The 14564-nt window shown below is 62.7% G+C and carries 13 protein-coding genes and 1 pseudogene; 4 read left to right on the top strand and 10 right to left on the bottom strand.

What is annotated here, in order from left to right:
- Positions 1-143: 143 nt before the first annotated feature.
- Entirely contained in the window at positions 144-524 is a 381-nt protein-coding gene (locus AB3X89_RS01190) for a hypothetical protein (protein WP_368581423.1), read from the top strand.
- Here the strand turns inward: AB3X89_RS01190 and AB3X89_RS01185 are convergent.
- The 8 genes from AB3X89_RS01185 to AB3X89_RS01150 form a co-directional block, all read right to left on the bottom strand.
- Entirely contained in the window at positions 517-2238 is a 1722-nt protein-coding gene (locus AB3X89_RS01185; RefSeq protein ID WP_368581422.1) for an IlvD/Edd family dehydratase, read from the bottom strand. The genes AB3X89_RS01190 and AB3X89_RS01185 overlap by 8 nt on opposite strands.
- On the bottom strand, positions 2235-3689 hold the full coding sequence (locus tag AB3X89_RS01180) for an NAD-dependent succinate-semialdehyde dehydrogenase (RefSeq protein ID WP_368581421.1): 1455 nt from the start codon (positions 3687-3689) through the stop codon (positions 2235-2237). The genes AB3X89_RS01185 and AB3X89_RS01180 overlap by 4 nt, the downstream gene beginning before the upstream one ends.
- Before the next feature lie 11 nt (positions 3690-3700).
- The gene (locus AB3X89_RS01175; RefSeq protein WP_368581420.1) at positions 3701-5593 is read right to left on the bottom strand and encodes a thiamine pyrophosphate-dependent enzyme; all 1893 of its coding nucleotides are present in this window, start codon (positions 5591-5593) and stop codon (positions 3701-3703) included.
- A gap of 17 nt (positions 5594-5610) precedes the next feature.
- A complete protein-coding gene (locus AB3X89_RS01170) occupies positions 5611-6681 on the bottom strand; it encodes a Gfo/Idh/MocA family protein (protein ID WP_368581419.1) in 1071 nt (356 codons plus the stop codon).
- The gene (locus AB3X89_RS01165) at positions 6678-7793 is read right to left on the bottom strand and encodes an ABC transporter ATP-binding protein (protein ID WP_368581418.1); all 1116 of its coding nucleotides are present in this window, start codon (positions 7791-7793) and stop codon (positions 6678-6680) included. Before AB3X89_RS01165 ends, AB3X89_RS01170 begins: the two co-directional genes overlap by 4 nt.
- A gap of 4 nt (positions 7794-7797) precedes the next feature.
- The gene (locus AB3X89_RS01160; RefSeq protein WP_368581417.1) at positions 7798-8643 is read right to left on the bottom strand and encodes a carbohydrate ABC transporter permease; all 846 of its coding nucleotides are present in this window, start codon (positions 8641-8643) and stop codon (positions 7798-7800) included.
- Positions 8636-9517, bottom strand: coding sequence for a carbohydrate ABC transporter permease (locus AB3X89_RS01155; RefSeq protein WP_368581416.1), 882 nt, complete (start codon positions 9515-9517; stop codon positions 8636-8638). The genes AB3X89_RS01160 and AB3X89_RS01155 overlap by 8 nt, the downstream gene beginning before the upstream one ends.
- Positions 9518-9578: 61 nt before the next feature.
- Positions 9579-10862 carry an extracellular solute-binding protein gene (locus AB3X89_RS01150; RefSeq protein WP_368581415.1) on the bottom strand — a complete coding sequence of 428 codons (1284 nt, stop codon included), beginning with the start codon at positions 10860-10862 and terminating at the stop codon, positions 9579-9581.
- A 237-nt stretch (positions 10863-11099) separates the two neighbouring features.
- On the opposite strand from AB3X89_RS01150, the gene AB3X89_RS01145 reads away from it, so the two are divergent.
- The gene (locus AB3X89_RS01145) at positions 11100-11819 is read left to right on the top strand and encodes an IclR family transcriptional regulator (RefSeq protein WP_368581414.1); all 720 of its coding nucleotides are present in this window, start codon (positions 11100-11102) and stop codon (positions 11817-11819) included.
- Positions 11820-11972: 153 nt separating this feature from the next.
- Here the strand turns inward: AB3X89_RS01145 and AB3X89_RS01140 are convergent, their stop codons facing one another.
- Complete coding sequence (locus AB3X89_RS01140) at positions 11973-12449, bottom strand: bacteriohemerythrin (protein WP_368581413.1); 477 nt, start codon at positions 12447-12449, stop codon at positions 11973-11975.
- Positions 12450-12642: 193 nt separating this feature from the next.
- On the opposite strand from AB3X89_RS01140, the pseudogene AB3X89_RS01135 reads away from it, so the two are divergent.
- Positions 12643-12780 (top strand): annotated as a pseudogene (locus AB3X89_RS01135) (oxidoreductase); the annotation flags it as partial.
- Between the two features lie 131 nt (positions 12781-12911).
- The gene (locus AB3X89_RS01130) at positions 12912-13157 is read left to right on the top strand and encodes a hypothetical protein (RefSeq protein WP_368581683.1); all 246 of its coding nucleotides are present in this window, start codon (positions 12912-12914) and stop codon (positions 13155-13157) included.
- 282 nt (positions 13158-13439) lie between these two features.
- On the opposite strand, the gene AB3X89_RS01125 is transcribed toward AB3X89_RS01130, so the two are convergent.
- Complete coding sequence (locus AB3X89_RS01125; protein ID WP_368581412.1) at positions 13440-14561, bottom strand: dihydrolipoamide acetyltransferase family protein; 1122 nt, start codon at positions 14559-14561, stop codon at positions 13440-13442.
- Positions 14562-14564 lie beyond the last annotated feature (3 nt).

Genomic DNA, 14564 nt, shown 5'->3' with positions numbered 1-14564 from the left:
GTTTCGTATCCATGGAATCGAGTATAACGCAGCCTCAAACAAAATTGCCCGATGTCGGCGACGCGTACGAGAGTGACGCGCTACGTGCAGGCGCGAAAAAGGGAAAGTGATACGATTGTCGGGCGTCCGATCAGGAGACGAATATGCCCATCTATCAGATCACTCGCAGTGTTCTGGAGCGCGTCGCCCAGGCGGTATCGCGCTCCTTCCACGATGACGCTATCTACAGCGAAGAGGCTGCGGCGGACGGTCGGTTGAACGTGCTGCTAGTGCGCAACCCGGCCGGGCCCGATACCCCCTACATTTCGCTTCGCTTCCCCGGTGACCTGCTGGGTCGCCTCGAAACACTGGGGCCCAGGCAAACCGCGATAGTCGGCAATCACATTCGAAACATTGTTTCGGCCCGTCTTGCCGAGTACCGGAACGCGTCCGACGCCGGAACGCTGAGCCGGAACGCCCCCTTCCCGATCGAATTCGACGAGCGCATTTTCGACGACACCGCTGGGGCGGATGAGCCTACTTGAGCTCGTCGGCAGGAAATGCCGTGAGGAAATCAAAGTCGCACCCTGCCGCGGCGGATAGCACGTGATCGTGATAAAGCCGCTGGTAACCGCGCGCATAGATCCCTTCCGCCGGACGGAGCTCACTGGCACGACGCGTCAGCTCGGCCTCGTCAACCAGTAGATCGATCCGCTTGTCCCGCGCCGACAGCCGGATCCGGTCGCCATTGCGCACCAGCGCCAGCGGGCCGCCGAGCGCCGCCTCTGGCGTCACGTGAAGCACGATGGTCCCGTATGCGGTGCCCGACATGCGCGCATCGGAAATCCGCACCATGTCCTTCACCCCCGCCCGCGCAAGTTTCTGCGGAATCGGCAGATAGCCGGCTTCGGGCATGCCTGAAGCACTGCGCGGCCCGGCGTTCTGCAATACGAGGATGTCGTCCGCGCGGACGTCAAGATCGGGGTCGTCGATGCGCGCGGCGAGATCTTCGAGTGAGGTAAATACCACCGCGCGCCCTTCGTGTTCCAGCAGTTCGGGAGTCGCGGCGGCGCGCTTCAGCACCGCGCCGCCGGGGGCGAGACTACCGTTCAGAACGATCAGGCCGCCCTCGGCACTGATCGGTTGCTCGGTCGAGCGGATCACGGCCGTATCGATCGGATCGGCAAGCGGCTTGTTCAAACGCTCATCGAGGCTCTGCCCGGCGATGTCGCGACAGGTCAGATCGAGTTGGGGCATCAAGCCGCGCAGAACACCCTCCAGCCCGCCTGCCGCATGAAAATCCTCCATGTAGCCGTTGCCTACCGGCTTGAGATCCACGAGTACCGGCGTTTCATCCGACAGCCGGTTGAACTCGTCGTAATCGATCTTCAGTCCGATACGACCGGCGATCGCCGCCAGATGAATCACGGCGTTGGTCGAACCGGAGACCGCCAGCAGCACACGCAACGCGTTGCGCACCGATGCGGGCGTCACGATTTCGGCCGGTTTCGGTCCGCCATCGAGGGCCATGCGCGCAACCAGCGCTCCAGTCTCCTCGCAATTGCGCAGTCGATCCGCATGCACGGCCGGAATCGCCGCCGACCCGGGCAGCATCATGCCCAGCGTTTCCGCAATCAGCGCCATGGTCGACGCCGTACCCATGACCGCACACGTTCCCGAGGTGACGGCCAAACGCCCCTCGACCTGCCTGATCTCCTGCTCCGGGACTTTCCCGGCGCGGAAATTCGACCAGAAGCGGCGGCAGTCCGTGCAGGCGCCAAGCCGCTCGCCGCGATGCCGTCCGGTCATCATCGGACCGGCCACCACCATGGCCGCGGGCCGCCCTGCGGAGATCGCGCCCATCAACATTGCCGGTACGGTTTTGTCGCATCCGCCGAGCATTACCACCGCATCCATCGGCTGGGCGCGGATCATTTCCTCGACGGCCATCGCCATCAGATTGCGATAGACCAGCGAAGTCGGCGAAAGGAATACCTCGCCGAGCGAAATCACCGGAAACACCACCGGCAACGCGCCCGCCGCGAGCACGCCGCGTTCGACCGCCTTGATCATTTCGGGGAAATGGCGATGGCAGTTGTTGAAACCACTCTCCGACGTGCAGATCCCGACGATCGGCTTGTCGAGCGATTCCCCGGTGTAGCCCATCGATTTGGCAAACGACCGGCGCAGATAGCGCGCGAAGTCGTGATCACCGTAGTTCGTCAGGCCATTGTCCAGGCCACGCGGTTTTTGGTTCATGTCCCATTCCTTACGATCAGGCGATGACGAATGTATTTGGGCGTCAGGTAGTCCAGTATGCCAAGGCTGCCGCCCTCGCGGCCAAAGCCCGATTCCTTGATACCACCGAAGGGCGCCTCGGCCGTCGCCAACAGCGTCTCATTGATGCCGACCATGCCTGCCTCGAGCGCTTCCGCGGTCATCGCGGCCAGTGCCGAGTCGTGCGTGAAGACGTAGGCCGCCAGACCAAATTCCGTTGCATTGGCGCGCGCGATCACGTCCGCGACGTCGTGGAAAGCCGCAATCGGCGCAACGGGTGCAAACGGCTCCTCGCACATGATCCTCGCGTCGTCGGGAACGTCAACCAGCACGGTCGGCTCGATGAAATGTCCTCGTTCGAGATATGACGGCCGTTGGCCGCCAGCCAATACTCGCGCACCACGGCCGCGGGCATCCTCGATCAGCGACAGTGCGCTCTCTACCGCCCGGGCGCGAATCATCGGACCAAGGGTGGTTTCGGGGTCACGCCCATCCCCTATCCAGAGTTCCCTCGCAACGGCCGCGAAGGTCTCGGCAAACGGCGTCAGAATCGAGCGGTGCACATAGAAACGCGACGGCGAGATGCAGACCTGACCACAATTGCGGAACTTGGTCGTTGCGAGCTTTTTCGCGCTTTCCACAGGGTCCGCGTCGGCATGGACGATCACGGGTGCATGTCCGCCCAACTCCATCGTAACCTTCTTCACGTGATCGGCGGCGAGCCGCAGGATCTCCTTGCCGACCGGCACCGATCCCGTCAGCGACACCTTGCGGATCACCGCGGATTGAACCAGCCGGGCCACCATCGGTTTGGCGTGACCGGTCAGGATGCCAAGCACCGCGGCCGGCAAGCCCGCATCGAGCAGAACCTGCCCGAGCGCCATGCAACTCCCCGGCGCTTCCGAAGCCGGACGCGCGATCACGCTACAGCCGGCCGCCAGCGCCGCGGCGATCTTGCGCGCCGGCAGCAACATCGGGAAATTCCATGCCGACAACGCAAGGCACGGCCCCACTGGCTGATACCCGACGGCAAGCCGCTCGTCGGCATGGCGCCCGGCAATAGTGTGTCCGTAGATGCGCTTGGCCTCTTCCGCATACCACTCGAACTGATCCGCGCTCGCATTGATTTCGCCACGCGCCTCGAGCAATGGTTTGCCGGTCTCGCCGCTCATCAGGAACGCGTACGTGTCAATCCGGGCTCTCAGTAGATCCGCTGCACGGCGCAGCACCGCGGCCCGCTCCCACGCCGGCGTCTTCGACCACAGCGCGAAACCGCGCCCGGCTGCCGCAAGCGCAGCCGCTTCGTCGGCTTCGGTCGCTGCCGGCACGCTGCCAACCGGCTCGCCGGTCGCCGGACTTCTGACCTCGATACATGCGCCGTCGGACGCACCGCGCCACGCGCCATCGATCAACAGGCCACCAGATTCGTACATGCTCGCCCCTTTCAGATTCGCGTCTTCGTATAAGCGTCCTGCACGCCGTCGGACCATGGGCCGACGTTCCACTGGCCATACGCACCCATCCCGCCCGCGGGGTCCGCACCGTAATAGACCGGCACGTGAATCAGACTCAGGCCCGGGTGAGCGTGCGCCTGCGCGAGCGCATCGCGCAGACCTCGCTCCGTATCGCCCGCCGACAATGCCATCACGCCCGCCACGGCTCCCGCCATCGCCACATAATCGACGGCGACCGAATCGTTGGTGCGGTAATCGGTATCGAACTGCGCTTCCTGCAAGCTGCTGATCGCCGCCATGCGGCGGTTGTCGAGCAGCAGGATGGTGCCGTGCACGCCATGCTCGATACCGTCGATCAGGATCTGCGGATTCATCATGAACGAGCCGTCGCCGGTGAACGCGACGCCATAGCATCCTTTCCCCGCGATCGCCTGAGACAGCAGCGCGGAAACGGCGAAACCCATATACGACGCACCGGACTCGGTGTACGTTTCGCCGGGCAAGTCGTCGCGGATCACCTGGAATCCATTAGCCTGCACGTCGCCGGCATCGAAAAACTTCAGCGCACCGATCTCGCGGCAAAAACGCTCGGCGATGGCGATGGCCTGCGGTTGCGTCAGCACCTCGCGCCGCCAGACCGCATCGAAACATCGCGGGCCGCCGGCGCGCGCGTCGCGCAAGGCCAGCCACTCGGCTTTCTTGCGCGCGGCCTCTTTGAGCCACGCCGATTTCGCCGGCGTCAACGGTCCCGCCAGCGCCACCGCCAGCCGCTCGCAGATGGCCGCAGCATCTCCCAGCAACGCGGTGCTTTCGTTGTAGTGCTGGACGTCGGTCGGATCGGCGTTGATATTGACCACATGACGAACCTTGGGCCACCCGATGCCCGAGCAGTCCGACTGGCACACCGCGCGGCTGCCGATCACGATCAGCAGCTCGGCCTCCTGCATGGCCCAGTTGCCGCTGATCGACCCTTTCGAGCCCGCCACGTGCAGGTTATGCGGATGGGCGTCGGGCAGCACACCAACCGTTCCGGGGCTCAGGACCGCGACCGCACCGCCGGCTTCGGCCAGCCGCCGCACCGCCGCCGCAGCATGACGCGCACCGGCGCCGACCTTGATGGCCACCCGGTCCGCGCCCGCGATCAGCTTCGCAGCCACGGCCAGGGACGCCTCGTCCGGTATCGGCAAACGCGGCCAAACGGGTCGGGCCGCAAGCGCATCGAGTCTCAGCGACACCCGCGCCAGTTGCGTGTTCAGCGGCAGATTCAGATAGAACGGCGCGGGCCGCCACGGATGAAACACGGCCGCACTGCCATTGCGCAACGCGTCGCGCAATGCAGCGGGCGTATGCAACGTATAGGACGCACCCATCCGTTCTGTCAGGGACCCAAACAGTCCCTGCCCGGGGCGAGGAATCTGCTGCATGTTGTAGCCCTCGCCGTGCGTCGTCTCGTCGCCATACAGATGGTAGACGCCGACCCCGTTCGACGCAGCGGCCAGCGAGCCGGCGAGCGCTTGCAACGCGCCGGGCCCGATCGACGTGAGCACCGCGGCGACTTCGCCGTAGACCCAGGAAAGCGCGGTGGCCGCGTGCGCCATTTCCACTTCGTTGCGGAACTGCCAGCATTTCACGAGACCGTGCGCCTCGTAGATACGCAGAATCTCGGCAATCGCGGTATTGCCGTGTCCGAAGATCGCCAGATACTTGGTCACGCCCTGCTTCATCAAACCCAGCACGAGCGCTTCGGCCAAAGGCAGTTCGACGACATCGGAAAGCAGGCCGTCCGCCAACGCCTCGCTCAGCCCGCCCGCCTCGCGCAACCAGGCGGCGCGGCTTTCTGTCGTGACCGGAAGCTGCTTCGACGGAGTAACGAGATCAGACATGGTTGTGCCTCGCGGGATCAAAATGCCAGGCGAATCGCCTTGCCTTCACGAGCCGACTGCTCGGCCGCCGACGAGAAACGCAGCACCTGGCGGGCCTCCCTCGCCGTCAGCACCGGCGCCCCACCCGTTTGCAGCGCATTCAGAAAATGCCGGGTCGACAGCACGAAGCTCTGCTCCCACCCGCTCGGCACGTCGTAGGTCGTGAGCTGGCCGTCGCGGTACAGGGTCACGGGCGGCGTCGCCCCGAGCCGTCCATGGCCGCCGTTGATGAAGAGCACACCCGACGTGCCGGTGATCTCGACGCGATCGTCCTGCGCATAGTGGCGCGTCGCGAGTTCCATGTCCGGCGAATAGACGATCTCCAGATTGCCGACACGATTGCCGGGAAACCGGAACGAGATGATCGACTGTGCATCGAAACGCATGCCGCCCGGACCTTCGGTATCGCCGATAAACGCATGCACCTCTTCCGGATCACCCATGAAATGCCAGGCGAGCGCGAACTTGTGATGTCCGTCGTCGAAAACGAGCGGCCCGCCGCCCGCGTGAGACTTCTCACTGCGCCATGCCGATGCGGACGGTGGCACTTCCCACGCCGTCGCGCTGCGCGCCGGGTTCGACTTGATGCGGATCGACAGCGGCGTGCCGATCGCGCCCTGATCGATCAGCTCGCGCGCTTTCAGCACCGGCGGATAGAAGATGAAATTCTCGAAGACCTTGAAAGGCCGGTCATAGGCCTCGGCGGCCGCCACGAGTTGGTCCGCCTCGGCGAGATCGACGCACATCGGCTTTTGCAGCGAGACGATCTTGCCCGCCGCCATCGCTTTCAGCGCCACCGGCAGATGCAGATGATGCGGCAACAGAATCTCGACCAGATCGATGTCCTCACGCGCGAGGAAGCGATCCACGTCCTCCTCGACCGCGACGTCGGAAATGCCCCAAGCGGCGAGCTTGCTGCGCGCCTGCGCCACATCCCGGTCGCAGACGCCGACGATGCGTGCCAGCGGATTTTGCAGGTATTCGATGGCGTGCAGATCGGAGATGCGACCCGCACCGATGATCCCCACGCGAAAACGAGATCCCGTCATTTTTCTTCCTCTATTTGAATAGTCTCTGTTGGCGATGGTTTGCGTTCATCGCTTCGCGTGGCGTGATTCCCGATAGCGATTCCGTCCGAGTCGAAGCGATGCAGCTTCGAGCTGTCCACATTCAGTCCGACTTCGTCTCCGCGGCGCACCGCGTGCGCGAGCGGCGAGCGCACCGTGAGCGTCGGCAGGCCATTGCCGATGCCGAGGTAATACAGTGTCTCCGCGCCAAGCTGCTCGACGAGTTCGATGCGCCCGCCAACGCTCGCCTGCCCGCGCGGGCAAAGTGTGATGTGCTCGGGCCGGATACCGATACAGTCCACACCATCCGGCGCGCTGCGCGGACCGGCATCATCCCGGCTCATTAGATACGGCCAGGCCGACGCCGGTAGCACGTTCATCGCAGGCGCGCCGATAAAGCGCGCGACGAACAGATTCGCGGGCCGTTCATAGAGCTCCATCGGCGTGCCGACCTGCTCGATCTTGCCGCCGTTGAACACGACGATCCGGTCCGCCAGCGTCATCGCCTCGACCTGGTCGTGCGTGACGTACACCATCGTCGCCCGCAACCCGGCATGCAGTCGCGCGATCTCGAGGCGCATCTGCACCCGCAACGCGGCATCGAGATTCGAGAGCGGTTCGTCGAACAGAAAGATCTTCGGATGACGAATGATGGCGCGCCCGATCGCCACGCGCTGCCGCTGCCCGCCCGACAATTCTCTCGGCGTGCGTTCCAGCAGATGATCGAGCTGCAGCGTCTTGCCGACCTCGCCCACCTGCCGCCTGATCTCGCGCTTGTCGACGCCCGCGAGCCGCAATCCGAAGCCGATGTTTTCAGCCACCGTCATGTGCGGAAACAACGCGTAGGACTGGAACACCATCGCTATTTCGCGCTTCGACGGATGCACCTGCGTCACATCCCGGCCATCGATGTGGATCGTCCCGCCCGACACGTCTTCGAGGCCGGCGATCATTCTCAGCATCGTCGATTTGCCGCAGCCCGACGGGCCGACGAACACCACGAACTCGCCGTCGGCGATGTTCAGATCGACGCCATGGATGACCTCATGGCCAGCGAACGATTTGCGTATGCCCTGCAGACTCAATTGCGCCATTCGATCACCCTTTTACCGCGCCCATGGTCATGCCCTTGATGAAGTAGCGCTGGAAGAACAGAAACACCAGCAGCGTCGGCAAGCTCGCCAGAATCGACAACGCGCCCTGCACGCCCCAGGCGACGGAATACTGGCCATTCAGATTCACGATGCCGAGCATGATGGTGCGTTTGTCGTCGGATTGCGTGAACACCAGCGGCCACAGAAAGTCATTCCAGATCCACGTGAACTGCAGCGTCGCCAGCACCGCGAGCGCCGGCAAACTGAGCGGCAGCACCACCGACAGCAGCACGCGCGGCTCCGATGCGCCTTCCATGATCGCGGCTTCACGCAGCGTGGTCGGCACCGTTGCGAAGAAGTTGCGCATCAGCAGCGAGCAGATCGGAATACCCAGCGCCGTATGCACGAGGAAGACTGGCCACAGTGTGTCGATCAGGCCGAGAAAATTGAAAAGCCGGAACAGCGGAATCAGAATCACCTGCGGCGGAAAGAACATGCCGGACACCAGCACCAGGAACAGGCCATTCGAGCCGCGAAAAGGCAGCTTCGCGAATACGTAACCGGCGAGCACGCCAAGCGCGGTCGAGACGATCGTGGCGGGCACGGTGACGGTCAGCGTGTTCACGAAATACTGGTGTACCGCGGGCTTCGACAGCACTTCGATGAAATTGCCGAGGTACAACCTCACTGGCAAGCTCCAGAGATCGCCCAGCGCGATGTCGCGCTGCTCCTTCACCGACGACAGCAAGACGCCGACAGTGGGTAACAGGAACAGCACCGCCAGCACCACGAGAATCGTGAAAGTGGCCGCTCTCGCCGGATTGAAGCGGGCATACAGACGCTCATCCATAGATGCGGTCCACCTTGCGCAACTGACGGAAATACAGGCCGATCACCGACACGGCGATCAGGAACAGCACCACGGAAATCGCACTGCCATAGCCCATGTGATATTTCTTGAAGCTCTCGTTGTACATGTGCATGGCCAGCGTATCGGAACTGTTGAACGGTCCACCGCCGGTCATGATGTAGAGAATGTCGAAACCCTTCAGTGAGTTGATCACCGACAGCGCCACCGCGACCACGGTGGAGGGCGTCAACAACGGCAGAATCACGAGGCGGATGCGCTGCCAGCGGCTCGCGCCTTCGATATGGCATACCTCCTGCAAGTCTTCGGGAATCGCGGTGAGCCCGGCAAGATAGATCACCATCGACAGCCCGGTCTGTTGCCACGACCACGCGACGATCACGGACCACAGCGCCGTATTCGGTTTAGCGAGCCACGCAAAGTCGTGAGGGGTTCTTGTCGCGTGAGACAGAAACAGGTTGAGCAGCCCCCAGTCGGGCTGATAGATCCAGATCCAGATCTGGCCGACGATCACGGCCGACAGACAGATCGGCAGATAGAAGATGCTCTTGAACACCCGGGAACCGGGCACCTTCGAATCGAGCAGCAGCGCCAGACACAACCCCAGTAGCGTCGGCAACGCGATCGCGGCAACGATCCAGAGCGCGGTATTGAGCGCCGCATGCGAAAACAGATGATCGTCGCGGATCCGCGTGAAATTAGAGAATCCGACAAAATCATAGTCGGACGAAAAGCCATTCCAGTCTGTAAAGCTGTAGTAGAACGACGACAGCAGGGGGCCCACCACCAGTATTCCGAAAACGCCCAGGGGCAGCGCGAGAAATACCACGCGCCATAGCCGATCGTGTTTCCTCATCTCGCGTCTCTACCGGAAAACAAGGCGGGCCGCCGCCGGGCGACCCGCCATCGTGGAGGTATTACTGCTTCTTGAACGCGGCCTGCGCATCCGTCTGGGTCTGACTCAGCAGGCCCTTGATATCGCCAGGCTGGTCGATGAACTTCGCGAACATCGACAGACCGACTTCCGACACCGGCGGCGGCGTCGCGAGGTCATAGTTGAAGGCGAAGCTGTTGGACTTCTCGACCGCGGCGGCGGCTTTCTGCATCACCGGGCTGTAGTGGGACTGATCGACCTTCACGTTGGCCGACAGCGCGCCCTGGGACGACGTCCATGCCGACTGCACGTCGGTGTTGCTGACCATGTAGTCGAGCAGCTTTTCGCTACCCGCCACGTTCTTCGAGTTGGCGGAAATCACGAGGCCGTCCACCGGACCCAGCGCGACGTTCGGCACACCTGCCTGCATCTGCGGGAACACCGCAACGTCATAGTCCTTGCCCGCCACCAGATGGTTGTTGTTCCAGTAGCCGGTGATCCACGTGCCCATCAGCGTCATCGCGGCATCGCCCTTCGCGACCTTGTCGGCGGCATCGGTCCAGTCGATTGCGTTGGCGTTATTGTTGAAATAGCCCGCATCGAGCATGGACTTCCATTGGCCCATCACCGAGCTCACCTGCGGATCGTCGTAGCGGGCATGCCCCGTCATCAGCTTCGCGCGATAGTCCGGCCCCGCGGTACGCAACAGCATGTAGTCGAACCAGAACTGCGCAGGCCAGCGATTCTTCGAACCCATCGCAATCGGCGTGATGCCTTGCGACTTGAGTTGCTTGCACATGGCGAGGAAGCCGTCCCACATCGTCGGCATCGTCGTGATGCCCGCCTTGGCCATCACCTTCGGGTTATAGAAAACCCCGACGAAGTGATAGTCGACCGGCACCAGATAGCGATGCCCGCTGTAGCTCGTCGCCGCTGCCGCGATCGGTTTGGAGATCACGGAATCCAGCCCCGCGGACTTCCACATCCCGTCGATCGGATGCAGGCTCTTCGAATCGGCGATGAATTGCGTCTTGGCGCCCGCCCAGAAACTGAATACGTCGGGCAGGCTATGCCCGGCCGCGCGTACCAGGATCACCGACTTGAAATCCTCGTGTCCCACCGGGCTTTGCTTGATTGCGATCCCGGTCGCCGTGGTGAATTTGGCGAGTTGTTCGTTGAACGCCTTCTCCCCCATGTCGCCGGTGAAATAGTCGCTGATCGACACTTCGCCCGAATCCGCGAAGGCCGGGGTCGTGAATCCCGCGGCCGAGGCCAGTAGTGCAGCCAGCACAAGCGCGCGGCGCTTTACTCCGTGTCTCCCCAACATGCCTGCCTCCGTAAAGTTGACGCATGCAAAACAACTTGGATTAAAAACTGAACTCACCCGACAGACCGACCCAATTCACCAGTACTGAATTTGCATAGGCACAACATTACTTCACATCTAGCGTAAAAAAATCCGTGTAATTCCCTACGTTAAGTGATTTTTCGGCTAAAGTTTTCCTATGTAAAACTTTTTAATGTTTTGCACACGAAAACTTTTATTGGTGTGGAGGGATATTTCATGCGACTGCTCCAGTCCCTGACTCGCGGCCTCGAAGCACTGACGTATCTGCGGACTCATCACGGCCCCGTCCGGCTAACGGAACTCGCGAGCGAACTCGAGATGGACAAATCCATGGCCGCCCATCTTCTGAAGACGCTGGTTGCCGCCGGCTATGCGGCGCAGGATTCCAACCGGCGCTATCTGGCCTCGAACGGCAGTCAGCCGGGCAAGCCGGTACAACGCACGCTGGAGGAAGTCGTCGCGATCAAGGAAGCATGGCGCCCGGCGCTGGAAAGACTCGCCGCGTCCACCGGGGAATGCACGCATCTGGCGGTGCTGGTCGGCTCGCGCGTCTGGTATATCGACAAGGTCGACTCGACCTTGCCGCTCAAGGTCGATCATCCGATCGGCGCGCTGTCGCCGCTGCACTGCACGGCGCTCGGCAAAGCGTTCCTGGCCTTCGGCCACGCCGAAACGCCCGCCGAATTGGCCGCGTACACGTTGCGCACCCTGACCTCGGAGCTGGCTCTCGCGCAGGAGTTGGAACTAACGCGCCAGCGCGGCTATGCCATCGATGACGAGGAATTCACCGATGGCATCCGCTGCGTGGCTCGCCCCATCTACGACGGGCACGACGAGATGATCGCCGCGATGGGCATCTCGTGCCCGAGCGTGCGCGTCGACGCGGCCCGCCTCGCCGAATTGGGCGACATCGTGCTGCGCGAGTCGGGTAGTTGAACGGGGGGATATCGTCGGCGGTGATTTCAGTCGCGACGCTCGCAAGCGACGATGCGTTGACGCGAGCCGAGCCACGCGACACGGGTTGAGCCAGCAGCCTGCTGGCTACAACTTATGAGGTCCAGTGTATTTCGACGGTCGAAACGGCAAACTTCAAATCGTCCGCCTCAAGACAACAGGTTTTCCACCCATCGTCTGTTTGGTCATCCATGCGGCAAGCGCCGAATCCAGGTAGTCGGCGTGTCCGGGAAACCAGTTGTACAGATGCATGCCGATGTCATGCACCAGCGCGCAACCGGCCTGCCCCGCTTCGACCGCTGCTTTAACGTCGCGGACTGACTTCAGCACGGCTTCGTGCTCTTCGATGTGGCAGTCGCGCGGGGGAAAGTTGGTGGTGCGCATCCATTCGTCTTCCTGCTCGAAATGACTGACCGCATGCTTCTCGAATTCCTCGATCGCGGCAAGGGCGCTCGCATCGGAGCAGGTCACGAGCCGTAGCGCGACTTCATAGAATTCCTTATGCACGTCATCCATCGGCGTGAAGCCGAGGAGCCGCGCGTCGGACCACATAAGGCTGTTGTCACTCTCCCGCACAGGGGCTTCGACATCTTTCAATACAGGGTCTGTCATGTCCGTTCAATCCGGCTTTATCAAGAGTTCTATGATAGCCGTCAAACATGGAACGCCGCGAATTTCCCAGCATTCCATCATCAGCGTGGCTTAAATCCTTCCGTCTTTCGAGACTAGCTGGCTCGAACACCAGCGCCTCGCAGATCGAATATTCCTGACCCGGCTGGCCACGGCATATTGCTCCCTCGCTCAACACGACTTGCAGGAGCGCGATCGCTACGTCATCGCGGTCAAGCGTGACAGCAACGGACGCGGCGGTTCGATGAGCTTCATCGACGACACCGCCGAGGGCGACGCCGTGGACGTCTCCTTGCCCCGCAACGAGTTTCCGCGTGCTGGTTCTGATTCAGGAAATCCTGACGGCTGAAATCAGTGCTTCCTGAGACGACATTCCGCCGGCGCCGATTGGACGCACGCACCGATCTCCATAGCATCGACTCATCGTCTATCGAAGGGAAAATCATGGCGGGCAACAGGTCACTGCGTTCCGAGGTCGAAAAACTCGTTGGCCCGACGCGAGGCCGCGGGGCGTGCGTGCGTCTGCTCGACCGCTCCCGCTCGGGTGAAACATGCCGCGTGTGCATTCAGATCGATCGGCCCTCCGGGACGTTTTCACTCTTTTTCTTTCGCCATGCCGACGGCACATGGCACGTGTTCCCGCCGGGCCTGCGCCGTCCGGAAATGGGGATAGGCCGCCTGGCGGCCTGATCGTTCATCAATCGATGAAACGTCACATCGTCGGGCGCTATCGCGGATTCGTTATCGAAGCACACATGGAGCCACGCACGGCCCGTTTGTCCGATCGAATTGCGCTGACCTATCACGTCACGTGGTCGTTACGCAGAAGGACACGAAAACAACACCTCACCGGTGATTTCGCCGATCCGGTTACATACGAGTCGGAGAGCGTTGCCCTCGTGTGCATCGACCGCGAGGCTCGCGCTCTTATCGATACGATGCTGGCGAATCACGCCAGGCACACGCCAACCGCTACCACGCGTTCTGCAGATCCGCGATCGTCGCCGCCAGGAAGCGCGCCGCCTCGCCGCCTGTCACGACGCGATGATCGAACGTCAGACTGAGCGGCAAGATCCGGTGCACGGCAGGCGCACCGTCTGCCGCGACCACCTGTTCATGGATGCGCCCCGCGCCGAGAATCGCGACGGTGGGCGGCACGACGATCGGCGCTGCGTACTTCCCCGAAATCATTCCGAAGTTCGACAGCGTGATCGTGTTGCCGCGCATTTCTTCCGGCGGAATCTTGCGCGCGCGGATATCGGCGCGCATCCGGTCGAGACCGCCGCGCAGATCCGCCGCATCGCGATGCGCGACGTCGCGCAGCACCGGCACGAAAAGCCCATCGGGCAGATCGACGGCAATGCCGAGATCGATCTTCTCAAGGACATGGCGTCGCCCCGTATGTCCGTCGAACCATGCGTTCAGTGGCGGCTCGGCGCGGCAGCCCGCGACCAGCGCGCGGATCAGACGGATCGTCACGTCGGTGTGCGGCGGCCACGCATGAATATCGGCGTCGTCGATCACGGTCGCGGCGGCCACTTCGCTTTGCGCGCGCGCCATGTTGTGCGCCATCGCACGCCGCACGCCGCGCAGCACTTCGGCCGGACCGACTTCGCCAAGTATCTTCGCGACGCGCTGCACGTCAGCCGCCGTGATCACGCCTTCAGGGCCGGACGGCGTCACCATCGAGAGATCGACATCCAGTTTGCGCGCCAGCGCGCGCGCCGCCGGAATCGCCTTGATCACACCACCGCCCGCGCTGACGCCACCGCCCGTGCCAGGCGACGCAGGCGCTTCCTGCACGACATGCTGGCCAACTTCCATATGGCCGACGACAGTGCCCGCGTCTGCATCATCGGCCTCGCCCTCGAACGCGACGAGGGGCGCGCCCAGGTGCACGATATCGCCCGTCCGTCCGAACAGCTTCGTGATGCGGCCGGATTGCGGCGACGGAATCTCGACGATCGCCTTCGCCGTTTCGACCGACAGCAACGGTTGATCCGCGCGCACTTCGTCGCCATCTTTCACATGCCATTCGACGATTTCCGCTTCCTGCAAGCCTTCGCCGAGGTCCGGCAGTTTGAAGATTTTCATGGC

Origin of the sequence: Paraburkholderia sp. BR14320, assembly GCF_040948665.1 — a bacterium.
Taxonomy (GTDB): Bacteria; Pseudomonadota; Gammaproteobacteria; order Burkholderiales; family Burkholderiaceae; genus Paraburkholderia; species Paraburkholderia youngii.
The sequence above is the reverse complement of the archived record's forward strand: the minus strand, read 5'-3'. Positions and strand labels throughout refer to the sequence as shown.

Coding starts and splice junctions, on each gene's coding strand:
- AB3X89_RS01190 (WP_368581423.1), top strand. CDS start 144: ATGCCCATCTATCAGATCACTCGCAGTGTTCTGGAGCGCGTCGCCCAG.
- AB3X89_RS01185 (WP_368581422.1), bottom strand. CDS start 2,238: ATGAACCAAAAACCGCGTGGCCTGGACAATGGCCTGACGAACTACGGT.
- AB3X89_RS01180 (WP_368581421.1), bottom strand. CDS start 3,689: ATGTACGAATCTGGTGGCCTGTTGATCGATGGCGCGTGGCGCGGTGCG.
- AB3X89_RS01175 (WP_368581420.1), bottom strand. CDS start 5,593: ATGTCTGATCTCGTTACTCCGTCGAAGCAGCTTCCGGTCACGACAGAA.
- AB3X89_RS01170 (WP_368581419.1), bottom strand. CDS start 6,681: ATGACGGGATCTCGTTTTCGCGTGGGGATCATCGGTGCGGGTCGCATC.
- AB3X89_RS01165 (WP_368581418.1), bottom strand. CDS start 7,793: ATGGCGCAATTGAGTCTGCAGGGCATACGCAAATCGTTCGCTGGCCAT.
- AB3X89_RS01160 (WP_368581417.1), bottom strand. CDS start 8,643: ATGGATGAGCGTCTGTATGCCCGCTTCAATCCGGCGAGAGCGGCCACT.
- AB3X89_RS01155 (WP_368581416.1), bottom strand. CDS start 9,517: ATGAGGAAACACGATCGGCTATGGCGCGTGGTATTTCTCGCGCTGCCC.
- AB3X89_RS01150 (WP_368581415.1), bottom strand. CDS start 10,862: ATGTTGGGGAGACACGGAGTAAAGCGCCGCGCGCTTGTGCTGGCTGCA.
- AB3X89_RS01145 (WP_368581414.1), top strand. CDS start 11,100: ATGCGACTGCTCCAGTCCCTGACTCGCGGCCTCGAAGCACTGACGTAT.
- AB3X89_RS01140 (WP_368581413.1), bottom strand. CDS start 12,449: ATGACAGACCCTGTATTGAAAGATGTCGAAGCCCCTGTGCGGGAGAGT.
- AB3X89_RS01130 (WP_368581683.1), top strand. CDS start 12,912: ATGGCGGGCAACAGGTCACTGCGTTCCGAGGTCGAAAAACTCGTTGGC.
- AB3X89_RS01125 (WP_368581412.1), bottom strand. CDS start 14,561: ATGAAAATCTTCAAACTGCCGGACCTCGGCGAAGGCTTGCAGGAAGCG.